The organism is Haloarcula sp. H-GB4, from assembly GCF_030848575.1.
Lineage (GTDB): Archaea > Halobacteriota > Halobacteria > Halobacteriales > Haloarculaceae > Haloarcula.
In genome coordinates this window covers 895767-918847 of record NZ_JAVDDX010000001.1, presented here as the reverse complement: position 1 = coordinate 918847, position 23081 = coordinate 895767, and the positions used below count along the sequence as shown (strand labels likewise).

Below are 23081 nucleotides of genomic sequence, written 5' to 3'. Positions count from 1 at the left end.
TCACTTTTCGATCATCACGTCTTCGACGAACAGTACGTCGAGTCCCATGGAGTAGAAATCCCGTATCGCCTCCTGTGGCGACCGTACCATCGGTTCGCCGCTGTCATTGAAACTGGTGTTCAGAACGGCACCGACGCCAGTTCGGTCCTCGAACGCAGAGATAAGCGAGTGATACCGGGGGTTGGCATCCGCCGTCACGATCTGTGGCCGGGTGGTGTCGTCCGCCGGGTGTAGAGTCGCCGGAATCGCTTCTCTCGCGGCAGCAGTTGTCTCGTAGGTATCTATCATGAACCGTGCGGCCTTCGAGAGTTCGCCTTCGAGATACTGCTCGCCCGCCGAGCGCAGCATCGATGGGGCGAACGGTCGCCACTCCTCCCGGTGTTTCACGTACCGATTGACGCGGTCAAGCGAGTCAGGTGACCGCGGGTCCGCCAGTATCGACCGATTGCCGAGCGCCCGGGGACCGCCTTCCATTCCGCCTTGGAACCAGCCGACCAGCTCGCCGTCGGCGAGTCGCTCTGCAGCCCGTTCCGGTGGGTCATCTACTACGTCGTAGTCGACTTTCAGTTCATCGCAAACAGCTGTCACCTCCTCGGTGGTGTACGCCGTCCCGAAGTACGGGTGGTGCATCTCGGCGATACTGTCGCCTGCCTCGACGCTGTCGATGTAAGCGGCACCGAGTGCGCCGCCCGCGTCGTTGGCCGCAGGCTGGACGAACATGTCCTCGACGGCGTCTAGCTCCCGAATTCGTTTGTTCATCTTGCAGTTGAGTGCGACGCCGCCGGCCAAACAGACCTTCGACAGGCCCTCGCGCTCGAGATAGAACTCGGACAGTTGCGAGACGATGTCCTCGACGGCTCGTTGTAAGTGGAACGCGACGTCTTTGTGACGTTGCTCGATTTCGTCGCGCCAGTATCGCTGGTCGAACCCGAGGTCACGTTCTAGTTTCGCGACAGCGTCGCTGGGCTTACGATAGGTCAACGCCTCGACATCGTAGTGCCCATCCTCGACGGTGTAGTAGGACTCCACCACGGAACCGATGTGTTCATTCGGTTCTCCGTAGGGGGCCAGTCCCATGACTTTCCCTTCACCATTAGACCGACGGAAGCCCAGGAAGGCGGTGAAGTCACCGAAGAACCGACCCAGAGAGTTGAACCGCGGGAACGACTCCAACATCCGCAGTTGAGACCCCTCACCGTGGTACACGCCACCGGATAGGTGACCGCCGTAGTTGTCCAACGAGACGACCAGTGCTTCGTCGAATCCGCTGGGCAAAAACGCGCTCGTCGCATGGGTGTGTTGATGGTTGCGGCAGCGAATCTCGGGGAGTTCGGACTGGTCAATGTCGAAATGGGTGCTCAGTTTCGAGGCCGTCAGCGACCGGAGTTTCTCGTTTGTCAACTGCGTGCTCTGTTTGAGCGGTAACATGACAGTGTCGTAGAGCCGTTCGAAACGGCCCGATGTTGTCGAGTTGTACCCCCGACGGGCGAGACGGCCAAGCGCTTTCCGTCGGTTGTCGTAGTTCCGCGAAAGCGAAATCGTCGAGACATCGCGGATAGAGATAGACGCGATAGAGAGGACCTCTTCGATGGCTTCAAGCGGGAACTGCCCCTCGGCGTGTTTGTCCCGACTCATCCGCTCTTGTTCGACGAATGCCCGTACTTCGCCCCGCTCGACGAGACAGGCACTCGGGTCGTGATGTGACCCATCATTGGCGGGAACGATACCCAGATGCATACTTAGTTGGCTACAACACGAATATAAAAAACACTCTGTTTTCCTCGCCACCTCGGCGGTGTCGTCCGCCGTTTGCGGGCACTCTCGGCAGTCAGACGCCACACTGAGACGCCGCTCTCGTGTGGTTTGAACCACAACGGTTAAGAATTTTCCTGCGGCAAGGCCAGTAGACGCTTGATATCGCGAACTGCGAGCGTCCGCTTGGAGTGGGCCGTGGTGTGAGTTCACTCGCTGCAGTAACCGATGTCTGTCAGGAGCCCTCTGAAGCCTATCGGCCATGTAGACCAATGCTAGGGAAGATATTCAATACGTACCAGCTGTTTGGAACTGACGAGCCACCGGCCTCCGGCTCTTTACGGGAGCCGTTGACTTATTCGGCGTGGACGTGGCTCTCGAAAGACCTCCCGGAGACATGCTCTCTGAGCCTGTTCAAACGGTTAGAGGCAGTCGATTGGGACGGACTCATCATCCCCGATATGTGTTGGTACGACACGCTGTCGGAGATGGTGACAGACGCCGTCGTCGGCCATGCTCGGTCACCGGCGAGTGCGACGTGGGAGTTTATACAGGCCGTACAGTCGGTGGGGTTCGAAGATACCACCTATGTTTGTGCGAACCCGGACTCCGACCAGGGGTCGCCAAGCCCCAACTGCGAGCACGTTTCGGTCCACGATAGCGGTTGGAACGACCCGCTGGTGACGGTGCCGGAGGTAGTCTTCGAGCCCGAGACCTCTGTCGGGGCCGCCGACTACGTCTCGGACCGACTGGCGGCGTTGGGGTACGCCGAAGAGTGAACATGACCGGGACCAGCCCACGCGTCTGTTTCGTCGTCAACGCAGTCGGCGAGACGAGCGTCCCAGCCGATATCGCTACGGCGGTAGTGAAATACACCGACGCCGAGGTGGACATCCTCGCGTGGTTCGACGCCGAGTCCTTCGACGGCGACGACCGGGTGGGTGTCACCTGTCTTGACGCGCCGGACACGACGGTCGGGGCAGACGTACAGACCGTCAGACGCACCGCGGCGATACTCCGCGAGTACGATGTCGTGCAGGCTCACCACAACCACTCCGGGTCGTTCGCGAAGGCCATCGCACGGTGTCTCGGGGTCCCGTCGGTATCCCGAGAGGGGAACATGCGGAAGGGGTTCAACAGACTGGGGAGGGTAGCGAACGGATTCACGAATCCGCTGGCTGACCGCGTCGTCTGTAATTCACGGGCGGTATACGACTCGTTTACTCGCTGGGAGGACATCCTACTCCCCGAAGACCGTGTCAGGTTCATCCCAAACGGCGTTGACTTCGCCCGAATCGACGCCGGTCGAACAGTCGATTGGAGCGCCCGCGAGGTGGCCGGCATAGATGACGACACCGCTCTCGTCGGTACCGCGGGGATGCTCACCGAACAGAAAGACCAGGCGACGCTCGTCCGCGCGCTCGCTCTTGCCCGCGACCGCTCGGCCACCCCTATCGAGTTGGTCATCGCCGGCGACGGTCCGGAGGAAGACGCCCTCAGGAGAGTCACAGCAGAACACGGCGTCACCGACGCCGTCCACTTCCTCGGCTATCTCGATCGTCGATACGTCTACAAGATGCTCGACGAGATAGACATCTACGCGATGCCGTCGCTATGGGAGGGGTTCAGTGCCGCGGCCGTCGAGGGTCTGGCCACCGACAATGCGGCTGTCTTCTCTGAGATTCCACCGTTCACCGAGCCCTACAGCGACGTGGCGCTGTTCCACCCGACCGGGGACGCCACCCGTCTCGCAGACCATCTGGTCACGCTGGCCTCCGACATCGAACGACGCCAACGTCTCGCCACCGCGGGTCGAGAGCTGGTCCAAGAGAAGTACGAGATACGCACTGTTGCGAACGCGTATCGGGAGCTGTACGGCGAGCTAGTGGACTGAGTTACATATACCCGAGGTCTTCAAGTTGCGAGGTGACGGCGTCATTCTGCCCCATCGAGAGTCGCTGCCCGCGGCCGCTGCCGTCGTGGTCGTGGGCGTCCAGTTCGGACTCGATGGCCGCACGGACATCCAGTACGCTCCCGACATCGTCAACGAGACGGTTGTCCGTCGCCGCGACCATTGCCTCGTGGGTGTGGACGCCGTCCTGTAGCCCGTGGTCGCTCACGAGAAGAAGTTCATCGTCCTCGTGGAGGTCATCCCGCAGTTCACCCACGAACTCGTCGAGTTCGTCGTAGGCCTGCATCTGGAGAGTCGGCTGGTCGTAGGTGACGTGGCCGATAAGGTCAAGTCCGCTCGTGTACGCGAAGACCAGACTCTTTTGGCCGCCTCTGAGTGCTCTTCGCGCCCGGGCGAGGCGAATCATTGACATCTCCAGACACTGCTCGTAGAACGCTACTGGGTCGGATGAGGTATGACCACCCCGGGCGCTCTGGTCGCGTTCGAACAGGTCTCCGAGGTTCCGCCGAAGGCTGTGTTCTCGGTCCTCGATATCGGGATCGACAACGTAGTTCGGGATGCCGATGGTCGCGGCCTCACGACCGTCGAATACCGTCGATATCCCTTCGTTCTGGTAGTAGGTCGCTGGAACACGGAACGCGTCTTCGCCGGTATTGTTGAGCAGCCACGCACCAATTCTGGTTTGAATCCCGTCGGGAAGCAGGTAGCTCGCGGCCGCGCTCCCGTACCGTAGCAAGGGGTTCTCCCAGGCCACACCGTCCTCGAGTTCGAGCCCATGCTCTTCGGGAGAAAGACCGGTGATAATCGTCGGCCACAGTTCGTGGGTACTTGGCTCCCCTTCAACGCTGTTTATTGTCTCGATAGATCGGTAGCTATCGAGCGTGAGGTTCGGATGGTCCGCAGGGTCTACCAGCTCCGGATCCAGCGCGTCGATACCAAGAACGACCAGCACCATGATTGTCTTACTTCGGCTACGTGTATATTTAATACTTATTTACTTTGACTACTCAGCATAGCCCAAGGTCTCCAAACGGTCTTTGACAGTCCTGTCGTCGGCCGTCTCAGGCTGGGAGGACTCGAACTCGACCCACGGGACAGCCGTCAGTGGTCGAGTTCCCACCTTCGAGGGGTGTTCGTATATTGTTGCGCCGGCAGTCGTGGTGACGTGCTGGAGGCACACTTCCTGAGCCAGTAGGAAATTTCTCGCTAGCGCTGGTGTCTGCCGTCATGCTCTCTGGTGTGCCTCCGGCTCTCACAATACGTCAGTAATCCACCTTCTCCGTCTGGAACCGGAATATAAATTACTGGAGGGCAAATCAACAACGGTATACCGTATGTCGACGCCGAACATCGTCTGGATAACTCTCGACAGCCTTCGGTCGGATCACACGACGATCGGGGGATACGAGCGCGACACGACCCCGGAGATGGCCGATATAGCTGCTTCGGGCCACGGGTTCGATACGTGCATCGCTCACAGTAAATCCACACTGCCCTCCAGTGGCGCCATCTTGACTGGCTATGCTCCAACCCACACGAATATCGGCATCAAGGGGAACGCAGTCCCTGACAGCATTACTACTGTCGCGGAACGGTTCCAAGACGCCGGCTACCGGACGGCCTGCCTGTCGCGCAACTCCTATCTGAGCTCGGCGACCAATCTTGACCGCGGCTTCGATCGGTTTCAGTGGCTCGCGTCCTCAACAATTCATCAGGCCGGTGCAAAGACCCTCGCCTCGTACCTCTGGAACATCCGGAGCCACTCGGCCGGGCTGACGATGGACACGTCAAAACACGCGTCGCCACTGCTGATGAACGGTGTTGCGAAGCGATGGCTGGGCGACTTCGAATCCGAGTCCAAGCCATTCTTTTTTTATCTCCATTATAATGAACCCCACCGACCCTATTATCCGCCGGGAAAATACCTTGATACCTTTACTGATGATCTTGAAATGTCCGGACGTGAGGCCGCTGAACGTGCGCTCGAGATCCACTACAACCTCGATGAAATCATCGCAAACGGCTGCGAGCTGACCGATGAGGAGTGGGCCGCCCTGCGTGCGATGTACGACTCGGAAATCGCCTACACCGATGAGATGGTCGGTCAGCTTGTCTCGAATTTGCGCTCGCTCAACCTCGGTGACACCATCATCGTGATTACGGGCGACCATGGCGAATTATTCGGCGAGTGGGGATTGCTTTCGCACAGCTACGTCCTGAACGACGCCGTTACCCGCGTCCCGCTCGTTATTGACGGACTCGAGGATCCGTTAGCCGTCGGCGACGACGACATCATCCAGCATAGCGACGTAATGCGGACGCTGCTTGAAGTCGCCGGCGTGGACGGTTCAGATACCATCGGAGTCGACCTCCGTGAGGAAGGTCGTGAGTTCGCCGTTTCCCAGCGGGGCCCGAACACCTACGAAGAACTACTCACACACAACCCTGACTTTGATTACTCAGCGTTCCACACCGCGACGCTGAGCGGGCTCCGGACAGAGGAGTGGCGCTATCAGGAGAGCGAAGCAGGTTCAGAACTGTTCGAGGTAACCGATGAGGAAACCGACGTGCGTGAGGCGCACCCAGAGGTGGCCGAGTCGCTACAGTCCGATTTAGCGGACTGGATTGAGGCGAACGGCCAGCCAGTATCGGGGGGCCAACAAGAGGAGTTCTCTGGTGCGGTCCAGCGCCAGCTTCGGGACCTTGGCTACATGGAATGAAGCTTGGGAAAACCGCCTTCTCACACTTTGTCTCACAGGCCGTCGTCACGCTGGCCGGCTTCGCCGCAAGATGGCTCATTGCTATCGTTCTGGGTGCAGGCGGTCTTGGACAGTATTCTGTTATCGTCGCGCTGGGCTTCTTTTGGCTGGTAATTCCGGGTAACGCTGTCGCGAACGCGATGAAAAAACGGATTAGCGAGGGTGACAGTCCTGCCGGTTTCATCGGCGGCGGTATCCTGCTCAACGCGATTACGACTGCCGTGCTCGGCGTCCTCGTCTTGGCGGCCGGCGAACTCCTCGGAGGGATTGTCTCCCGTAACCGCGAGCTAATGCGGGTCCTCATCGATTACGACGTGGAGATCGTGGTGATGTTGATCGCGGCAGTGGCATACCGGACGACACAGGGAAGCTTGCAGGGACAGAAACGAGTCGCTGCGACAGGGTGGCTCAAGGCCGGCGAGCGCGTAACGCGGACCGCTCTACAGGTCGGGGCGCTTCTGGCGGCGATGGGGGTGGCCGGCATCGCGCTGGGCCACGCCTTGTCGCTAGCCATCGCCGCCGGGGCTGCTTTCCTGCTGAGTAAGCGGCGGCCGGCGCTGCCCACCGTTGATCAGCTCCGGAGCCTCATCGACTACGCCAAGTATGCGTGGATGGGGGCACTCCGAGGCCGAGTCTTCGGCTGGCTCGACACGATCTTTCTCTCGTTTTTCGTCAGTGCATCTCTCATCGGTATCTACGAGGCGGCGTGGGGTATCGGATCGATGCTTGCGATTGCAAGTTCTTCGATCAGCCAGACGCTCTTTCCTGAGGTTAGCGACCTGAGCACGGCGGACGGCTACGACCGCATCGTTCACTACCTCGACGAGGCACTGGCGTTCAGCGGTATCCTCGTCATTCCGGGACTCGTCGGTGCGGCCATCATCGGCGAACGGGTCCTTCGGTTCTTTGGCCCGGAATTCGGCCAGGGCGGGACGGTGTTGCTCATCCTCATTGCAGCATATCTTGCTGACGCGTTCGCTTCCCAGTTCACAAACGTCATCAACGGGGTCGACAGGCCTGACGCAGCGTTCCGTGTCAACATGGTTTTTATCGCCTCTAACGTGATTTTGAACGCAGTTCTCATCTGGCAATTCAGCTGGACAGGTGCGGCCATCGCTACCGCGCTGTCGTCGCTACTTCGAGCACTAATCAGTTACTGGGTGCTCGGGAACATCGTCGGATCCATCCAAATTCCGTACCGGACACTCGGCACTCAGGTCGCCGCTGCCACGGTGATGGCCGCTGCAGTCTCCCCCGTCGCCATGCTGATGCCCCCGGGTCGACTGGGGACGCTGCTGCTCGCCGGCTTCGGCGGGGTCGTCTACGCTGTCGTCCTTGTAATCATTTCGACGCGGGTCCGTGCGAAAGCTCGATTACTTATGCCGGAAACGACACTATAGCAATCCTTAATTGTGCCACTGGCGGACGCAGTAGCATGAACAACGTCCTCCTCGTTACTATCGATTCGCTACGAGCGGACCATGTGGGGTACCACGGATACGAGCGAGATACTACACCACAGATTGACGCTTACGCCGAAGAAAGCAGCACGTTCCTGAATGCCTTCTCTCATGTCGGCGGCACCCGTTTTTCATTTCCCGGCATCCTCTCGGGCGTGACGCCGATGATGTACGGCGGCCACGAACGCATTTCCGAGGAACAGACCCTTATTTCTGAAGTGTTCGACGATGCCGGCTACCGCACCGGCGGGTTTCACTCGAACCTCTACGTCTCCGGGAAGTTCGGCTACGACCGGGGTTGGGACGAGTTCTACGACTCGGCGCCCGACGAGTCAACTACCTCGAAGCTCCGCAAGTGGGCCAAGACGAACCTCGACGGCAGACTGCTCTCCCTCCTGAGGCGAGGCTATGATTTCCTCGAGTCCTCACAGGGTCTCAACGTCGGGTCCTATCACGTCCCGGCCGATGAAATTACAGACCGGGCGATTCAGTTCATCGAGGACAGCGACGATGAGACGCCGACGTTCGTCTGGGCACATTACATGGACGTCCACCATCCGTTCCTCCCACCCGAGGAATACCAGCGGGAGTTCCGGGACGAAACGGTGTCGGACAACGAATCGATCCAACTTCGCCGAAAGTTCATTGAGGAGCCCGAGGCAGTGACACCGGAAGAGCACCAGACGTTCATCGACCTCTACGATGCGGAGATACGGTTCAACGACGCAGAAGTCGGCCGTCTCATGGACGCCGTCAAATCAACGTGGGGAGACGACTACGTGATGGCGTTGACGGCGGACCACGGCGACCACTTCCTCGAGCACGGTTACTTCGGCGGCGCACGCCTCCTTGACGTGAAAAACCACGTCCCGCTCTTGATTAACGGCTGGGACGATACGGGAAGCTACGACGAGCTAGTCGGGCTGACTGACCTGCCCTGCACGCTCGTCGACACCGCTGGGCTCGATGTGCCGAACAACTGGTTCGGACAGAGCCTCCGGCGACTCGCTTTCGACGGGGAGTGGGATCGCAACGAGATTCTGGGCGGCTACCGCGATGACGACGGCGACGAACACGTCCGCGTACGTGAGCCCGAGTGGAAGCTCATTGCCCACGAGGACAAGGATGACGAGCTGTATGACCTGACAGCGGATCCTGAAGAGCAGGTGAACGTCATCGAGGACCATCCAGCTCAGGAGCGGCGGCTCCGCAAACAGCTCAATGACCACCGGCAACTCGTTCGGGCAACGGAGGCGGACGACGTCGAGCGCCCGGACATGGATGAGGATGTCAAGGAACGGCTCCGACGGTTGGGTTACGACGAGTAGCCGGCGACAGAACGAAGGATACCGCGGTATCGCTCACAGGCCGCATCGAAACTGTACTCGCGTTCGATCAGGGCGCGTCCGTTCTCGCTGATTGTTGCCAGATCATCTCTGTCGAGAATCCGCTCGATACCCGCCGCCAGTGCTGTGGGCTCGCGTGAGTTAATAGTGAAACCTGTCTCTCCGTCCCTAACCACATCCGGGACACCCGAGACTGGGCTGGCATATACTGGCGTTCCGCAAGCCAGCGCCTCCAGAATAGTCGTCGGGAGTCCCTCAGTCGGCTGGGAGGGCAAGATCAGGAGTTCGAGGTCATTCAGAGCGTGTGGGACCGCATCGTGGTCTACCCAGCCGGTCAATTCCACGTGACCGGCCTCAATCTCCGCGGCGAGGTCCTGTTCCAGCCACTCTCGGAGGGCGCCGTCCCCGACGAATCGGAAGGTGATGTCGTCGGGGAGTTGCGTGGCAACTGCTGCCAGTTCCCGGACGCCTTTTTCTTCGTCAAGCCGCCCGAGGAACCCGACGACGCGGTCGCGGTCAGCGTAGGGACGCTGGACGCGAAATTCGTCCGTCCGGACGTAGCGCGCCCCTGTCGGATACACGGTCGGAGCTTCCGGATGCAGGTCCAGCTGGCGAGCCATCTCCGGCGTATAGGTGATGACGCCGTGAGCAACGGCGAAGCCAGCTCGTTCGAGTGCACGGACGGCCCCAGCGAGTACAGCCGCCACCAAATCGGGCAACTGCTGTTCCCAGTTCAGCCGGAGCGTCAACGGCACGTCGCCGCGGGGTTCGACGAGGACAGTCTTCCCGAGTAACCGAGCCACAATAATGGGTAGCAGGTACGACGTTGCGCCGAAAAACAGGACCACGTCTTCGTCACGATCAGCAATAACGCGACACATTCGGAGTTGGTTCAGCAGAAACCGGAACGCGGCGGTGACGATGGAGTCGCCCGCGCCTTTCCGCGTGACTTCAACGAGTTCGTGCCGGTCGCGGATCTCAGAATCGACTGGCAGGTCAGCCGTCACGAGTGCGACCGATGTGATCGCAGAGAGGATATCCAGCAGGCTCCGTGTGGCGTTCTCGCCGGCCGCGGCAAGTGGGTGCGTGACGACACAGACGTTCGGCAGGTCCGCTTCCTGTGTTTCCGTCTCACACTTTTGCTGACGTGTTGGGTCCGTCATCTGTTACCTCCAGACAGTCATCCCGTACAGGTAGCCAAAGCCAACGAATGCCGTGAGGGCGAACAGGAACACGAACTGTAACACGCCGGCTACAGAGGGAGCGCGGATGAGGCCCCCGATCCTTTCGGGGGCAAACCGGAGCAGGAGGTCGCCGAGAAAATCGGACTCTTCACCGGTCGATTCCGGTACGAACACCTCCATGCCGCGTTTTGAGTAGCCTTGCCAGAACGCGCGGTCTAACAGCCACCCAGGGTCAGTTCGGTAGTCGAATATCTTGTGGGCGACGAGCGCGTCCGGGGTGTAGTACACACCTTTGTCGTATTCAGTTCGCAGGCGCGCACAGAGTTCCGTCTCGCCGCCCTGCAGGTTCTTTTCGCCCTGTCGACCGCCGATGTCGTCGTCGAAGCCGCCCAGTTCGAGAAACACGTCCCGGTTGAAGGAGATGTTCGAGCCGAAGGTGTTGCGAACGACGCCGGGTTCGTCGGGGTCGCCGTTCGGTCCGAATCCTCGGTGGGTCACGCCGATGAGCCAGTAGAACTCCGCCGGCAAGAAACTGGGTTTGCCGGCGACCCACGCTGGCGTCATCCGGCCGCCGACCGCGAGCGCGTCATGCTGTTCGTAGGCATCGACTAGCACCGCGACCCACTCCTCGTCAGCGATTGCGTCGTCATCAATGAACGCGACGACGTCTCCGGTAGCGACTTCGGCCCCGTTGTTCCGGCTCTCTAACAGCCCGACGTTTGCATCATTACAGTGAGTCAGGACATCGTCTCGGTCACCGAAGTCGGATTCGTACTGTTCGTACACTTCTCGGTTCCCATCCGAGACCAGTACGAGTTCTACGTCGCCGTAGGTCTGGGCTAAGATGCTCTCGGCCGCCGCTTGACAGTCGTCATATCGCTCCATCGTGTGCGTACAGAGCACGACCGAGACTCGCATGGTCGGTGGTGTGCCACCGGTGCTGTTAGGCGTTTCCATCCTGCGCTCGAATAGAGGTCAAAAGGCTTATGCGCGCCTTGGCAGTTTTTCCGTGCAATGAGTCAATCACGGGGCTATCTTGACGACAACCCCGAACTCGAGTCCGCCCTGGAGTGGGCCGAGCGCTGGTACCACGTTCCGGTCCTCCTGGTACTGCTCGGGTTCATGCTGTGGAATCGTGTCCGGAGTTGGCAGAACTTTATCGTTGACGGCGAAGTGCTCTTCAGCGGGAACGACGCTTGGTATCACTACCGTTCGACCCAGTACGTCGTTGATCACTGGCCCGCGACGATGCCGTTCGACCCCTGGACATATTTCCCGTACGGGACCAGCACCGGGCAGTTCGGGACGCTGTTCGATCAGATCGTCGCAACGGTCGCCCTGATTGTCGGTCTGGGGTCCCCTAGCGACCAGACCGTTGCAATGACGCTTCTGTTTGCACCTCCCGTATTCGGAACGCTCGTTGCGATTCCGACGTACCTCATCGGACGGCGACTTGGCGACCGCATCGGCGGGGTGACCGCAGTCACCGTACTCGCATTCTCGACTGGTACGCTCCTCCGACGGAGCATCGTCGGCTTCTCTGACCACCAAGTCGCTGAAGCGCTCTTCCAAGTACTCGGAGTCCTCGGCGTCATGGTGGCAGTTAGCGTCGCCGCGCGGGACAAGCCGATCTATGAGCAGTTCCTCGAGCGAGATATAGATGCACTCCGAGATACCATCAGCTGGTCCATGTTGGCCGGTGTGGCAATCGCGATGTACCTCTGGGTCTGGCCGCCCGGTGTGCTCCTTCTCGGGATCCTCGGTGTCTTCTTCCTGCTCCGGCTATGTTTGGAGTACGTTCACGACAGCAGCCCAGAACACACAGCCATCGCTGGTGCAATCACGATGGCGACTGCCGCCGTGGTGAGTGTGTCGAGAATCAACGTTCTGGAGATCACAGCAACCTCTCAGTCGCTGCTACAGCCGGGGCTGGCGTTGGCTGTTGGCTTCGGTTGTGTGTTCATGGCATGGCTGGCCCGATTCATGGAGCAGCGAGAGTACGGCCAGTACGTGTATCCGGCGACTGTGTTCGGAGTCCTCGCGTTTGGGGCCGTTTTGATGGCAGTATTGACCCCCGATCTGTGGAGCTTCTTCACAAACAACGTCATGCGGGTTATTGGGCTTACAACCAGTGAAACGGCCAACACTGTTGGGGAAGCCAGCCCACTGCCGGGCGCTGGTGTCCTATTCGAGGCGCACGGATTCGCTGTCATCGTTGCGGCGATCGGTGGTCTGTTTTTGCTCGGAAAGCAGTTCCTCTCTAACGATGCGCCCGCAGAAGAGCTACTCGTCGTCGTCTGGGCACTATTCATTCTGCTAGCTACGTTTACCCAGCGACGGTTCGCCTACTATCTCGTCGCGCCGATTGCAGTGCTGTCGGGGATGTTCGTCGGCCGGTTTATTCGCTGGTTCGATTTCAGTGCCGACGATGGCATCGAGTATTATCAGGTCCTGACAATTCTCACGGTACTTCTCGTCATCGTCGTCCCGCTGTTCGCGTTCGGTACGACGCCGGTCGAAGCGGGTTCGACCGGTCCCGGGCCGAGTATTCAGGGCTGGGACGAGAGCCTGCAGTGGATGGAAGGGAACACGCCTGCGGAGGGAGCGTACGGCTCCGGCGGTGACGCGACACTCGAGTACTATGGCACCTATGATCGACAAGAGGACTTCGACTATCAGGAAGGGCAGTACGGTGTTCTGTCGTGGTGGGACTACGGGCACTGGATTACCACCAGAGCAGAGCGCGTGCCGAACGCGAACCCGTTCCAGCAGGGAACTGAGACTGTGGCCCCGTTCCTAGTCGCACAGAATGAAACACAGGCGAACAGCATCCTCGACAGCGCAGACGAGGACGACGCGAAGACCAGATACGTCGCTGTCGACTGGAAGATGGCTGAAACCAACGGCAACCTCAATGGCAAATTCTTCGCGCCAGCGACGTACGCTGACGGCGTGGGGCCAGGAGACTACTACAGCCGAATGTACATCCAGTCCCAGGACGGCGGTGCCAGACAGATAACGTTCCAGCAGCAGGCCTACTACGAGACGATGACCGCTCGGCTGTACCGGTTCCACGGCAGCGCTAAAAACCCGCAGCCGGTTGTCGTCGACTGGGAGAACAAGCAGACACGCCAGGGAGGTCAGTACCGCGGTGCGCCGACCAACGAACAGGAACCAGAAGGCCAGCAACAGGGACGGGTCATCCGACAGTTCGAGAGCATGGAGCAGGCCCGTCAGTACGTCGAAGAAGACGCGACCTCACAGGTCGGTGGGTTCGGCGACAACCCATCTGAACGGGTTTCAGCAATGGAGCACTATCGGCTGGTCGGTTCAAGTGAGACTGAGGCGTTCCCGAACAACCCGCGGTATCAGTCCTCCGCTTGGGCAAAGATATTCGAGCGAGTCCCCGGCGCAACGATTGAAGGGACCGGACCGGCGAACGCGACAGTCCGGACCGCCGTCCAGATGCGCAACCCGGCCACGAACAAGACGTTCGTCTACCGCCAGCGGACCCAGACAGATCAGAACGGGAACTTCGAGATGACTGTTCCCTACTCGACCACTGGGTACGACGACTGGGGGACTGACGAGGGCTACACGAACGTGAGCGTCCGTGCCGAGACCCAGTATCAGTTCAGCGCAGTCGGGGCTAACAACGGCACCCGGACCGGCTTTACCGGCGCGACCGAGGTCACTGAAGGGCAGGTCATCGGCCAGGACGCCGCCGCCGCAACCGTCGAACTGGAACCGGTAACGATTCAGCAGGGCAATGAGACCAGCGGTGAATCGCGCGCACCGATGACCGAAGACGCAGCTGAAGCAGGAGCGTAGCGGAGTCCCAGCGGTCGTTCGCTGGCTGACCGATGTTTGATCTGCCCGAGACTCTTTGTAGATTCCATCAGCGGAGTACGTTCTAGCGGCGACACCTACCAGTCAAAAGGTCGATAGCAGCGGAGCGGCGAACTCACTCGGCCAGCGGATTGAACGTGCCGTTGATGTCCCACTCGTGGAGACAGTGTGGGTCGCCGGATTGTTTGGTCCCGTCGTCGGTGACGATACGCCAACTGTGTTGGTCCGGGTCCCACTCGTCGACCCGCCCACACCGCTCACACTCGCGTTTGCGTGGGGTGACGATTTCAGCCATATCTGGTGCAAGCGCGTGGGTGATTATCAGGCTGCCGGTCCCTGACTGGTCCATCGGAACGATTCACAGCCGACGATGTGAGAGTGCTGCACCGACGCTGACGCCAGGTAGTGCAACCGCTGCAGTGCTTAAAAGTCCGGGAGGTCGTCCGCGTCGACCTCCTCCGCTTCCCAATCGAGGTACTCGTCGGCCAGTACCTCGCAGACGACTTGGCCGAATTCGGTCAGTCCGGCGTTGATACCTGAAACAGTGCCCCAGGAGTCGATGTCCGGATGAATTTCCCGCTCGCGCCAGTCCTCGGGCAAGCCCGGGGCGTGGTAGCCGACGCGGCCCGCAAAGGAGTCCCAGAAGAAATCGAACTCGTCGATGAGTCCCAGATCCGTGACGATTGCCCACTGGTCGGTATCAAGCGACGCGTCAGCGGTCCACTCCTCGAAAGCGTCCGCCCACGCGCCGTCATCGAGGGCTTCGGCAAGCTCCTCACGTCGGTATTCGTCGCCCTGTACCTCCGCGTCATCGTACTCGTCGGCAGCGACGCCGGTGGACAGCTCCGGGCGCTCCGGCGTCTCGACATCGAGTGTCATAATCGTGGTATGCGGCGGAGCCGAATAAAGCTCATACTGTTGGCTGCTCCTTCCCGACGGTATTCCCACTCCATGGTGCAATACCTTTCACGTGACTACAGCAGATCAGCGGTTCGCTTCCCCGTCGAGGGCGCGCTGTCGCAGTTGTTCACCGCGGTCAGTCTCGGTCATCACGTCGGGGACAGGAACCGGGTTCCTGTCCTCGTCGACTGCGACGTACACCGAGTACGACTCCGCTGTCGACTCTGTCTCGCCGGTTCTGAGGTTCTCTCGGGCAACCTGGAGTCGAACTTTGACACTCGTTTCGCCAGTGTCGTAGACGAACGCCTCAATGAGGGCCGTATCTCCGACAGGGATGGGCCGTTTGAAGTTTACTTGGTCCATCCGTGCGGTAACGCAGGTTTCGCCGGCAAAACGCATCGCCGACATCGCCCCGAGTTCGTCCATCCACTTCAGTACGTTCCCTCCGTGGGTCGAACCGAGGTGGTTCGAATGGTTGGGCTGGACCATCCAGCGGTTCTCGATATAGGTTTCTAGTACCGTTGGCATGGCGCGAGGTTGGCCAGCACCGGGGTTGAGTCTGTCGAACGGAGTTGAAAAACGTGACTATGCCGAAACGTATTGTGCTTCCCACTCCTTCCGGGCGTCAAGTTCGCGCTGGCCACGCTTGGTCAGCGTGTAAAAGTTCGTTCGGCGATCGCGTTCGCCCTTCTCGATGAGTGCCTTCTCAACGAGCGTGTCGAGGTTCGGATACAGGCGGCCGTGGTTGACCTCGCTCTCGTAGTAGTTTTCGAGCTCTTCCTTGATCGCTAACCCGTGGGGCTCATCAAGGCCTGCGATGACGTACAGCAGGTCCCGCTGAAATCCAGTCAGGTCATACATCGTATATCGGATACAGTTCGACCCCGTACATATCAGTCTTTTGAATCAGCAAATCTATTACGTATTTACAAATACTGCCTCCGTCCAGTAGTTACCACGATGTCTGTGGCTGTATTAATACAAGAGTTGGTAATAGCTTCGGCACGTACAGAGAACATACAACGTCACGGACATGATTTTGGTCGCCGTTTCTCGGCGGTCATCCGGACCCGACAAGGGTAAAGGAAACGAATGTGTAACGCGGGTGATGACCGAACACGCGGAGTCGGCGGCAGACGAGTTCCCGGAACCGTCAGGGGCGGGACGCGTCGATGTCGTCGGAACCGCTCACGTTTCCGAGCACAGCGTCAAAGAAGTGGAATCAGCGATTGAGGAGTCCGAACCCGATATCGTCGCTGTCGAACTCGACGAGGGCCGGTATCGCCAGATCAAGGGGGAAACTCCTGATGATCTCGATGCGAGCGACCTCCTGCGCGGGAACACCGTCTTTCAGTTCCTCGCGTACTGGATGCTGTCGTACATTCAGACCCGGCTTGGCGATCGGTTCGATATCGAGCCGGGTGCGGACATGAAAGCGGGAATCGACACCGCCGAACGGCTCGGCCTCGGCGTCGCACTCGTCGACCGAGATATCCAGACGACTGTCCAGCGGTTCTGGGCGCGGCTGACGGCCGTCGAGAAACTCAAGCTCGTCGGCAGTCTCGCAGCCGAGATGGGGCCGCCGTTGACCGTCGGGCTGACCATCGGCGCTGTCTTCGGCGGGCTGTTTGCGGTCGTCGCCGGGGCCTTCGGCGGCCCGTTTATTGTCCCGAGTGGGGGTCTTTCAGTTTTGCCAGGGGGTCTCGGTGGGACCGTCGAGGGCTTGCTCGATACTCTGTTGCTCATCTGTACTGTCGCGGCCGGTATCGGGATTCCCATCGCCTCACTGTTGGTTCGGTTCCGCGGTGAGGCCGATGTCGAGGAGTTCGACATGGAGAAGCTGACCGACACTGACGTGGTCAGTGCGATGATGGAGGAGTTCCGTCAGTTCTCCCCCGGAGGCGCAGAGGCGCTTATCGACGAACGCGATGCATTCATTGCCCACCGACTTATCGCCCTCCGTGAGGCCGGCTATCACGTCCTTGCCGTCGTCGGTGCGGGCCACCGTGAAGGCATTCAAAACTATCTCGACAACCCGGAGACGCTCCCACCGATGGAGTCGCTCACCGGAACCGAGGGCGGGCGTCGCGTTTCGCTGTACAAACTCGTCGGCTACGGCTTCGGCGTCGTCTTTCTCGTCTTCTTCGGTCTGCTCATCCTCGGCGGGGCAAGTCAGGCTGTCCTACTGCAGCTGTTCGTCGCGCTAGTCGCCGTTAACGCGGTACTGGCCGGCGGGCTGGCGAAGGTGGCCGGCGCACACTGGTCGAGCGCGGCTGCTGCCGGCGCGTTCGGCTGGCTGACGAGCCTGTTTCCGCTGCTAGCCGCCGGCTGGTTCGCGGGCTACGTCGAACTGCGGTACATCTCCGTCAATATCAGCGACATTGCGACGCTCAATGAGATACTCAATGACCAGGAATCACCGGTTATGGACCTCGTCAGCCGGATGCGTGCAGTACCGCTGTTCCGCCTGATTCTCGTCGTCGCGCTGACGAACGTCGGCAGCGCAATCGCCTCCTACGTCGTGTTCCCGGTTCTGATTCCGTATATCTCCTCGGACATCGGCGGGATGCAGGGTGTCTCGAACCTGCTCTGGCAAGGTGTCCGCGAAGGGACCCAGATACTTGTGGGGGTGCTCTAATGGCGGGTCGACGACGGCGACCCACCACGGAGCGAACTATCGGTGGCCTCAGCTTCAGCCAGCGCGAACTCCGGGACCTCCTCGTCGCCTGGCTTGCACTCGGACTGGCGTTTACATTCTTCCTTGAACGACAGTTCCGCCGCATCGTCTTCGGCCAGTTCGGCGGCCTCTCGGGTGCCGAAATCGCCAGCACGTTCGCGATCAGTCTGCTGACCGTCGGCGTCGGCTTCCTGTTACACGAACTGGCTCACAAGGTTGTCGCCGTCCGCTTCGGACAGATCGCTGCGTTCAAGGCCGATTACCGGATGCTCGGGTTTGCAGTTCTGGGCGGCCTCGCTGGCTTCCTGTTCGCCGCGCCGGGGGCGGTCGTCCACCGTGGTCGACTCACAGCGAAGCAACATGGCCTCATCGCCGTCGCCGGACCGGTGACGAACCTCGCGCTCGCTGTCGTGTTCCTCGTTCCGTTCGTCGCGGCACTACTGTTGAGCACGGGTGGCTTCCTCTGGGAAGTCGCCCGGATGGGTCTGCAGATCAATCTCCTGCTCGCTGGCTTCAACATGCTTCCTTTCGGCCCGCTCGACGGTCGAACGGTTCGGGAATGGAGCACGCCGGTGTTTCTCGCCGTCGCAGTGCCGTCGATTCTGCTCGGGGTCGGCGCGCTGTTCGTCCTCTGAGCGGCCGGAGCGCTCCGCCGGAACGACGCTCTTTTGCCTGCGCCACGCACGCTCTCGGGTATGACCGACAGTGAGTCCGAGGCTGACGACGCCGACAGCGAGGAGGGACTGACCTACGCGGAAACTGGTGTGGACATCGACGCCAGCGAGGCGGCCACGAAGGCGCTCATCGGTGCAGCCGGCGAGTTCGAGGGCGACTACGCGGGACTGGTAGACATCGGCGACCAGTACCTCGCACTCGCAACGGATGGCGTCGGCACAAAGCTCCTTGTCGCCGAGGCCGTCAACGACTACTCGACAATCGGCATCGATTGCATTGCGATGAACGCCAACGATCTCATCGCGACCGGTGTCAAGCCGGTCGCTTTTGTCGATTACCTCGCGGTCGAAACGCCCGACGAGGAGACGAGCGAGGATATCGGCACGGGGCTCCGGACAGGAGCCAAGCGGGCCGACGTGGCGCTTGTGGGTGGCGAAACCGCTGTGATGCCTGACGTGATCAAGGGACTGGACATCGCCGGGACCTGTGCCGGACTGGCACCGAAAGACGATGTTTTCCCCGGCGAGGCCGAGCCCGGTGACGCTATCGTCGGCTGGCCGTCCTCCGGGATTCACTCCAACGGCCTCACGCTCGCTCGCGAGGCAGTCACGCAGGACCACAACTACACCGACTCGTTCCCGCCGAACCCTGACAAGACCATCGCCGAGGCACTGTTGACGCCGACGCGGATCTACAGCGAGGTGCTTGCGCCCCTTCGAGCCAGCGAGACCCATGCGGCCGCACACGTCACCGGCGGCGGCTGGACAAACCTCACCCGGATGGGGAGCTACCGGTACGAGATTACCGACCCCTTCGAGGCCCAGCCCGTCTTCGAGTTCGTCCAGGCGGAAGGTGAAGTCTCTGACGAGGAGATGCACCGGACGTTCAACATGGGGACTGGGTTCGTCGCTGCGGTCCCCAAGGCCGATGCTGCGGAGATTGTCGCCGACAGCGAGGACGCTCGCGTGATCGGCGAAGTGGCTGACGGGGATGAGACGGTTGCGATTCGCGACCTCGAACTCACCGAGTAAGCGATCCGTGGCGCTGACAGAAGCCGATCAGGCGGACAAGATGTCTTTGCCGGCAGTCTCCTCCGCAATCCGAATCTGGAGCGCCTGTCGGATGTGGTATCTGGCAGCCTCGCTTTCGGCGTTCTCGAGGGCCTTTTCGAGTTCGGCATACAGCGGGTCGCTGGGATTGGCCATGTGTGTATATCTCTCATTGGTGAGAATAGATATATAGCCCTGACACTGTTTTCGGTATTAAGTCCCTCCTACGGGGAGTACGGGGCAACTATCCTGATTTGCGTTTGTGAGAATTGGAGTTAGCTGACCGTACGCGCGATATCCGCTTCGGTTATGACACCGATAGTTTCCCCATCTTCAACGACCATCACAGCGGCATTGTGGTTCAGGTAAGCGTCGACTTCGTCAATGGGTGCGTCGGGCTCAACTGTTGCGATAGATTCGTTCATCACTTCAGCCACTGGGAGGTCGCCGACGTTCTCTTCGGGTCGCTGGCGGATGTCGGAGTTACCGATGAGTCCCTGCGGTGCCCCATCCCGAATGACGGGAACCTGCGAGTACCCTCTCTCGTCCATCAGGTCTTTGGTCTGGTGGACGGAGTCGTCGGGTGCGACGCCAACAACGGGAGAGTTCATCAGATCGCGGGCCTTGATGATGCCGCCTTCGGCCTCTTCGAGGGCGGTCACGATCCGCCGAAGCGTCGACAGCCGCGGGTCCACATCGCCACCTTCGATACGAGCGATAAGGGGTTGAGAGACGTCAGCCCGTTCCGCCAGTTCGCTCTGAGTTAGCCCAAGTTCGTTGCGGCGCTCCCGCAGATCCTGTGGCGTCGGTAAGTCCATATCCGCTAATTACCAGAGGTAATATAAAAAGCCCACGGCTACTGCGGCGGGCGACTCACGTGGAACGGTATTATGCTTCGGCTTCGGCTTCGTCCTCGTCGGCTTCGGTCTCGAACACCTCAACGACTTTCAGCGGGACATCCCGGAGTGCGCCGCCGATTTCGCTCTTGGCAATCCGCTGAGCGTGTTCGGGGGATTCGGCGTTGAAAACATCCATCTCGAGTACCAGTCCGACGAGTGCCGTGTCGGCCGCAATGAACGCCGAGTCGAACGGTTCGCCACAGGCCGGGCAGCCGGTCGCGCCGACTTCGACCTCAACGTAGTCCATCTCGGCCTCGTTGAGCCGCTTCCCCGCTTCACTCACTGCTACACCGATAGCGTCGTCAATGTCGTCTACGTCACGAACCAGCCAGGCTGCTTCCATCGCCACGAGGTAGTTCATACACTAGCTCTCGTGGTCCGACTATTCGATAGTTTTGATTCGCCGCTGTTGCGCACGTCATCATTACTATCTCTATAACTTATGCAAACCAGCCATCTGACCCATACCCCAATTATATCTGATCAGGAGATCGGTCGGGCACCAGTCCTGTCTTTCAGGCATCTCGATAAACCGCAAGACAGCGGCCGATTAGCCAATCACGATCAATGATCTGGAACTGAAATGTGGCGACAAGACTTATATACCAGACCCACTCTGGATGGACCGAGGAAGATGGTAGCTCGACTGTACACCGCAACGCTGTTCGCACTGTACCAACTCACCCTGCTGCTGGGCATCATGCTGCTGCCGGTGGCGATGTTCACGGAGCAGTTCGGACTCCGACTGCCGATGGACCGGGCCGTGTCGGGACTCAATGAGGCATACGACCAGGCGAGCGCGTAAGACGAAGCAGCTGACTGAAGACCTGCCCGCAGTGGTTGCGGCCAAGTCCATCAGGAAAAGAGGTTTTATCAGCACCCGACTAGTACCTCACAGTAATGCGAGATATGACTCCGGGGCCGGATCTTTCTGGACCCCAGGCTACCGACGAGTTCCAGAGTGACCCGTACGCGCCCGAAGTCGGCGAGCTCCTCGAACAGTCCGCACAGGATTCGGAGAAGGTGAACAAGACCGGGACGACCACCATCGGCATTAGTACGTCTGATGGCGTCGTCATCGCGACGGATATGCGCGCCTCACTTGGCGGTCGCTTCGTTTCGAACAAGAATGTCCAGAAGGTCGAGCAGATTCACCCCACGGCGGCGCTCACTCTGGTCGGGAGCGTCGGCGGCGCACAGTCCTTCATCCGGACGCTTCGTGCGGAGGTCAACCTCTATGAAGCACGGCGCGGTGGAGATATCAGCATGAAGGCCCTCTCGACGCTGGCTGGCAACTTCGCCCGCGGTGGTCCATTCTTCGCGATCAACCCCATCCTCGGCGGCGTTGACGACGATGGCCACCACGTCTACTCCATCGACCCGGCTGGCGGCGTCATGAAAGACGACTACACTGTCACCGGTTCCGGGCTCACCGTCGCATACGGGACCCTCGAAGACCGCTACGAGGAAGACATGACCAACGACGAGGCCAAAGAAGTCGCTGCTGCCTCCATCAAGGCTGCTGCCGAGCGTGACACCGGCTCCGGCAACGGCATCTACCTCGCTGATGTCACCGCTGACGGCGTCGACATCAACGGCTACGACTTCGACGAACTGCTGTAGCCACACGAAACAATCGTTACGGTCGGGTCTCGGCCCAGACGTTTTTCGTGCCGAGGTCGGCTTTGTTTTACCGCAGTGAGAGACTACGAGACGACGACTGGGGCACTCTGTCTAAGCTGTAGATATACGCAACGGTGTAATGTGACCATGAAACGACAAGTATAGATAGTTGGTCTGAATAACTTTTCTAAATGATATCTTCAGACGTCGTCGTTCAGCTTGCATCCCAGACCGGCTTCAAACCGCTACTCAACCGGTGTTACAATCAGTATCGTGAAGTCTCGTACCGCCTTGCTGGCGATACATACGCGGTCACAGTCGGTGATGTCAGCACAGAGTTCCTGATACCAACCTACAATGAGTTTACTGACCTCTGGAAGATAGACGAACGGCCGGTACTCGCTGATCTGCTGGGGGAACTCCGGCCCGACGACGTGTTCTACGATATCGGGGCTAATATCGGTCTGTATGCCTGTCTGGCATCGGAGGTGACCGACAATCCGGTCATCGCATTCGAACCACACCCCGACAACGCCGAGCGGTTGCGACAGAATATGCAACACAACCGCGCCGATATTTCGCTATTCGAACACGCGATGGTCGATGAGGACGGTGAAGCCGAACTCTCGATTACGCTCGAAAAGATTGGTTCAGCCGGGCATTCGCTGGTGACGACAGCGACAGAGCACGAGACAATCACAATTAGCAAGCGACACGGCGACGAGTTCATCGCTGACAACCACCTCCCGACACCGACTGCGATCAAAATCGATGTCGAAGGGACGGAGGGCGCTGTTCTCAATGGTCTGTCGTCGACGCTCGACCAGCCCTCATGTCGGCTCGTGTACTGTGAAGTCCACGGAAACCGACTCGAGACCAACGGCCACTCCGTTGCTGGCATCCGGAGTCAACTGGAGGGACATGGCTTTGCTGTGACCGAACGGGTCATCCGTGACGGCAAGGGCGACACATTCCTTATCGGGAAGAAGTGAGGGC

Annotated in this window: 23 protein-coding genes; 12 read left to right on the top strand and 11 right to left on the bottom strand. The window is 59.9% G+C overall.

Translation table 11 applies throughout. The features are described from left to right. Nucleotides 1-1737: a carbamoyltransferase C-terminal domain-containing protein gene (locus RBH20_RS04865; RefSeq protein ID WP_306706098.1), complete on the bottom strand. Its 1737-nt coding sequence runs from the start codon at nucleotides 1735-1737 to the stop codon at nucleotides 1-3. Between the two features lie 218 nt (nucleotides 1738-1955). Here RBH20_RS04865 and RBH20_RS04860 point away from each other — a divergent pair, with 218 nt between their 5' ends. After that, nucleotides 1956-2531, top strand: coding sequence for a hypothetical protein (locus RBH20_RS04860; protein ID WP_306706096.1), 576 nt, complete (start codon nucleotides 1956-1958; stop codon nucleotides 2529-2531). Nucleotides 2532-2533: 2 nt separating this feature from the next. Continuing rightward, a complete protein-coding gene (locus RBH20_RS04855) occupies nucleotides 2534-3646 on the top strand; it encodes a glycosyltransferase family 4 protein (protein ID WP_306706094.1) in 1113 nt (370 codons plus the stop codon). A gap of 1 nt (nucleotide 3647) precedes the next feature. Here RBH20_RS04855 and RBH20_RS04850 read toward each other — a convergent pair whose 3' ends face one another. Then, nucleotides 3648-4619 (bottom strand): alkaline phosphatase family protein, encoded by a 972-nt coding sequence (locus RBH20_RS04850; protein ID WP_058996385.1) that lies wholly within the window; start codon nucleotides 4617-4619, stop codon nucleotides 3648-3650. A gap of 379 nt (nucleotides 4620-4998) precedes the next feature. Between RBH20_RS04850 and RBH20_RS04845 the strand changes: the two genes are divergently transcribed. From RBH20_RS04845 to RBH20_RS04835, 3 genes are read left to right on the top strand one after another with little or no spacing between them, the layout of a single operon-like run. After that, nucleotides 4999-6384 (top strand): sulfatase, encoded by a 1386-nt coding sequence (locus RBH20_RS04845; RefSeq protein WP_306706091.1) that lies wholly within the window; start codon nucleotides 4999-5001, stop codon nucleotides 6382-6384. Next, on the top strand, nucleotides 6381-7823 hold the full coding sequence (locus RBH20_RS04840) for a polysaccharide biosynthesis C-terminal domain-containing protein (protein ID WP_306706089.1): 1443 nt from the start codon (nucleotides 6381-6383) through the stop codon (nucleotides 7821-7823). Before RBH20_RS04845 ends, RBH20_RS04840 begins: the two co-directional genes overlap by 4 nt. A gap of 35 nt (nucleotides 7824-7858) precedes the next feature. Then, nucleotides 7859-9211, top strand: coding sequence for a sulfatase (locus RBH20_RS04835; RefSeq protein ID WP_306706088.1), 1353 nt, complete (start codon nucleotides 7859-7861; stop codon nucleotides 9209-9211). Here RBH20_RS04835 and RBH20_RS04830 read toward each other — a convergent pair. Together RBH20_RS04830 and aglG are read right to left on the bottom strand one after the other, a co-directional pair. Next, nucleotides 9199-10392, bottom strand: coding sequence for a glycosyltransferase family 4 protein (locus RBH20_RS04830; protein ID WP_306706086.1), 1194 nt, complete (start codon nucleotides 10390-10392; stop codon nucleotides 9199-9201). The genes RBH20_RS04835 and RBH20_RS04830 overlap by 13 nt on opposite strands. A 3-nt stretch (nucleotides 10393-10395) precedes the next feature. After that, a complete protein-coding gene (gene aglG, locus RBH20_RS04825) occupies nucleotides 10396-11331 on the bottom strand; it encodes a glucosyl-dolichyl phosphate glucuronosyltransferase (protein ID WP_306706084.1) in 936 nt (311 codons plus the stop codon). Nucleotides 11332-11427: 96 nt separating this feature from the next. Between aglG and RBH20_RS04820 the strand changes: the two genes are divergently transcribed. Beyond that, nucleotides 11428-14244 carry an oligosaccharyl transferase, archaeosortase A system-associated gene (locus RBH20_RS04820; RefSeq protein ID WP_306706083.1) on the top strand — a complete coding sequence of 939 codons (2817 nt, stop codon included), beginning with the start codon at nucleotides 11428-11430 and terminating at the stop codon, nucleotides 14242-14244. A gap of 133 nt (nucleotides 14245-14377) precedes the next feature. Here RBH20_RS04820 and RBH20_RS04815 read toward each other — a convergent pair whose 3' ends face one another. The 4 genes from RBH20_RS04815 to RBH20_RS04800 form a co-directional block, all read right to left on the bottom strand. Beyond that, nucleotides 14378-14557 carry an HEWD family protein gene (locus tag RBH20_RS04815; RefSeq protein WP_004593110.1) on the bottom strand — a complete coding sequence of 60 codons (180 nt, stop codon included), beginning with the start codon at nucleotides 14555-14557 and terminating at the stop codon, nucleotides 14378-14380. Nucleotides 14558-14685: 128 nt separating this feature from the next. Beyond that, the gene (locus RBH20_RS04810) at nucleotides 14686-15141 is read right to left on the bottom strand and encodes a hypothetical protein (RefSeq protein ID WP_306706081.1); all 456 of its coding nucleotides are present in this window, start codon (nucleotides 15139-15141) and stop codon (nucleotides 14686-14688) included. Between the two features lie 105 nt (nucleotides 15142-15246). Beyond that, nucleotides 15247-15690, bottom strand: coding sequence for an acyl-CoA thioesterase (locus RBH20_RS04805; RefSeq protein ID WP_306706079.1), 444 nt, complete (start codon nucleotides 15688-15690; stop codon nucleotides 15247-15249). Nucleotides 15691-15747: 57 nt separating this feature from the next. Continuing rightward, complete coding sequence (locus RBH20_RS04800; RefSeq protein ID WP_004515723.1) at nucleotides 15748-16023, bottom strand: PadR family transcriptional regulator; 276 nt, start codon at nucleotides 16021-16023, stop codon at nucleotides 15748-15750. A gap of 247 nt (nucleotides 16024-16270) precedes the next feature. Between RBH20_RS04800 and RBH20_RS04795 the strand changes: the two genes are divergently transcribed. From RBH20_RS04795 to purM, 3 genes are read left to right on the top strand one after another with little or no spacing between them, the layout of a single operon-like run. Then, entirely contained in the window at nucleotides 16271-17800 is a 1530-nt protein-coding gene (locus RBH20_RS04795) for a TraB/GumN family protein (protein WP_306706077.1), read from the top strand. Then, the gene (locus RBH20_RS04790) at nucleotides 17800-18474 is read left to right on the top strand and encodes a metalloprotease (protein WP_306706076.1); all 675 of its coding nucleotides are present in this window, start codon (nucleotides 17800-17802) and stop codon (nucleotides 18472-18474) included. The genes RBH20_RS04795 and RBH20_RS04790 overlap by 1 nt, the downstream gene beginning before the upstream one ends. Nucleotides 18475-18534: 60 nt before the next feature. Then, on the top strand, nucleotides 18535-19545 hold the full coding sequence (purM, locus tag RBH20_RS04785; RefSeq protein WP_306706074.1) for a phosphoribosylformylglycinamidine cyclo-ligase: 1011 nt from the start codon (nucleotides 18535-18537) through the stop codon (nucleotides 19543-19545). Between the two features lie 27 nt (nucleotides 19546-19572). Here the strand turns inward: purM and RBH20_RS04780 are convergent, their stop codons facing one another. The 3 genes from RBH20_RS04780 to RBH20_RS04770 form a co-directional block, all read right to left on the bottom strand. Next, entirely contained in the window at nucleotides 19573-19719 is a 147-nt protein-coding gene (locus RBH20_RS04780; RefSeq protein WP_306706072.1) for a hypothetical protein, read from the bottom strand. Between the two features lie 119 nt (nucleotides 19720-19838). Further along, nucleotides 19839-20381 carry a CBS domain-containing protein gene (locus RBH20_RS04775; protein WP_306706070.1) on the bottom strand — a complete coding sequence of 181 codons (543 nt, stop codon included), beginning with the start codon at nucleotides 20379-20381 and terminating at the stop codon, nucleotides 19839-19841. Between the two features lie 70 nt (nucleotides 20382-20451). Beyond that, nucleotides 20452-20823 carry a DUF555 domain-containing protein gene (locus RBH20_RS04770; protein ID WP_004515717.1) on the bottom strand — a complete coding sequence of 124 codons (372 nt, stop codon included), beginning with the start codon at nucleotides 20821-20823 and terminating at the stop codon, nucleotides 20452-20454. A 273-nt stretch (nucleotides 20824-21096) separates the two neighbouring features. Between RBH20_RS04770 and RBH20_RS04765 the strand changes: the two genes are divergently transcribed. The 3 genes from RBH20_RS04765 to RBH20_RS04755 all read left to right on the top strand — a co-directional run bounded on the left by RBH20_RS04765 (nucleotide 21097) and on the right by RBH20_RS04755 (nucleotide 23077). Next, entirely contained in the window at nucleotides 21097-21267 is a 171-nt protein-coding gene (locus RBH20_RS04765) for a hypothetical protein (RefSeq protein WP_306706064.1), read from the top strand. Nucleotides 21268-21362: 95 nt separating this feature from the next. After that, on the top strand, nucleotides 21363-22085 hold the full coding sequence (psmB, locus tag RBH20_RS04760) for an archaeal proteasome endopeptidase complex subunit beta (RefSeq protein WP_306706062.1): 723 nt from the start codon (nucleotides 21363-21365) through the stop codon (nucleotides 22083-22085). A gap of 191 nt (nucleotides 22086-22276) precedes the next feature. Beyond that, nucleotides 22277-23077, top strand: a complete 801-nt coding sequence (locus RBH20_RS04755; protein WP_306706060.1) for an FkbM family methyltransferase — start codon at nucleotides 22277-22279, stop codon at nucleotides 23075-23077. The last annotated feature ends 4 nt before the right edge of the window (nucleotides 23078-23081 follow it).

What these genes read in the sequence shown, in the direction of transcription:
- RBH20_RS04865 (WP_306706098.1), bottom strand. Translation starts at nt 1,737, where the DNA reads ATGCATCTGGGTATCGTTCCCGCCAATGATGGGTCACATCACGACCCG.
- psmB (WP_306706062.1), top strand. Translation starts at nt 21,363, where the DNA reads ATGCGAGATATGACTCCGGGGCCGGATCTTTCTGGACCCCAGGCTACC.
- RBH20_RS04775 (WP_306706070.1), bottom strand. Translation starts at nt 20,381, where the DNA reads ATGGACTTACCGACGCCACAGGATCTGCGGGAGCGCCGCAACGAACTT.
- RBH20_RS04845 (WP_306706091.1), top strand. Translation starts at nt 4,999, where the DNA reads ATGTCGACGCCGAACATCGTCTGGATAACTCTCGACAGCCTTCGGTCG.
- RBH20_RS04790 (WP_306706076.1), top strand. Translation starts at nt 17,800, where the DNA reads ATGGCGGGTCGACGACGGCGACCCACCACGGAGCGAACTATCGGTGGC.
- RBH20_RS04795 (WP_306706077.1), top strand. Translation starts at nt 16,271, where the DNA reads ATGACCGAACACGCGGAGTCGGCGGCAGACGAGTTCCCGGAACCGTCA.
- aglG (WP_306706084.1), bottom strand. Translation starts at nt 11,331, where the DNA reads ATGCGAGTCTCGGTCGTGCTCTGTACGCACACGATGGAGCGATATGAC.
- RBH20_RS04800 (WP_004515723.1), bottom strand. Translation starts at nt 16,023, where the DNA reads ATGTATGACCTGACTGGATTTCAGCGGGACCTGCTGTACGTCATCGCA.
- RBH20_RS04755 (WP_306706060.1), top strand. Translation starts at nt 22,277, where the DNA reads ATGATATCTTCAGACGTCGTCGTTCAGCTTGCATCCCAGACCGGCTTC.
- RBH20_RS04770 (WP_004515717.1), bottom strand. Translation starts at nt 20,823, where the DNA reads ATGAACTACCTCGTGGCGATGGAAGCAGCCTGGCTGGTTCGTGACGTA.
- RBH20_RS04810 (WP_306706081.1), bottom strand. Translation starts at nt 15,141, where the DNA reads ATGACACTCGATGTCGAGACGCCGGAGCGCCCGGAGCTGTCCACCGGC.
- RBH20_RS04830 (WP_306706086.1), bottom strand. Translation starts at nt 10,392, where the DNA reads ATGACGGACCCAACACGTCAGCAAAAGTGTGAGACGGAAACACAGGAA.
- purM (WP_306706074.1), top strand. Translation starts at nt 18,535, where the DNA reads ATGACCGACAGTGAGTCCGAGGCTGACGACGCCGACAGCGAGGAGGGA.
- RBH20_RS04805 (WP_306706079.1), bottom strand. Translation starts at nt 15,690, where the DNA reads ATGCCAACGGTACTAGAAACCTATATCGAGAACCGCTGGATGGTCCAG.
- RBH20_RS04840 (WP_306706089.1), top strand. Translation starts at nt 6,381, where the DNA reads ATGAAGCTTGGGAAAACCGCCTTCTCACACTTTGTCTCACAGGCCGTC.
- RBH20_RS04780 (WP_306706072.1), bottom strand. Translation starts at nt 19,719, where the DNA reads ATGGCCAATCCCAGCGACCCGCTGTATGCCGAACTCGAAAAGGCCCTC.
- RBH20_RS04765 (WP_306706064.1), top strand. Translation starts at nt 21,097, where the DNA reads ATGGTAGCTCGACTGTACACCGCAACGCTGTTCGCACTGTACCAACTC.
- RBH20_RS04835 (WP_306706088.1), top strand. Translation starts at nt 7,859, where the DNA reads ATGAACAACGTCCTCCTCGTTACTATCGATTCGCTACGAGCGGACCAT.
- RBH20_RS04820 (WP_306706083.1), top strand. Translation starts at nt 11,428, where the DNA reads ATGAGTCAATCACGGGGCTATCTTGACGACAACCCCGAACTCGAGTCC.
- RBH20_RS04815 (WP_004593110.1), bottom strand. Translation starts at nt 14,557, where the DNA reads ATGGCTGAAATCGTCACCCCACGCAAACGCGAGTGTGAGCGGTGTGGG.
- RBH20_RS04855 (WP_306706094.1), top strand. Translation starts at nt 2,534, where the DNA reads ATGACCGGGACCAGCCCACGCGTCTGTTTCGTCGTCAACGCAGTCGGC.
- RBH20_RS04850 (WP_058996385.1), bottom strand. Translation starts at nt 4,619, where the DNA reads ATGGTGCTGGTCGTTCTTGGTATCGACGCGCTGGATCCGGAGCTGGTA.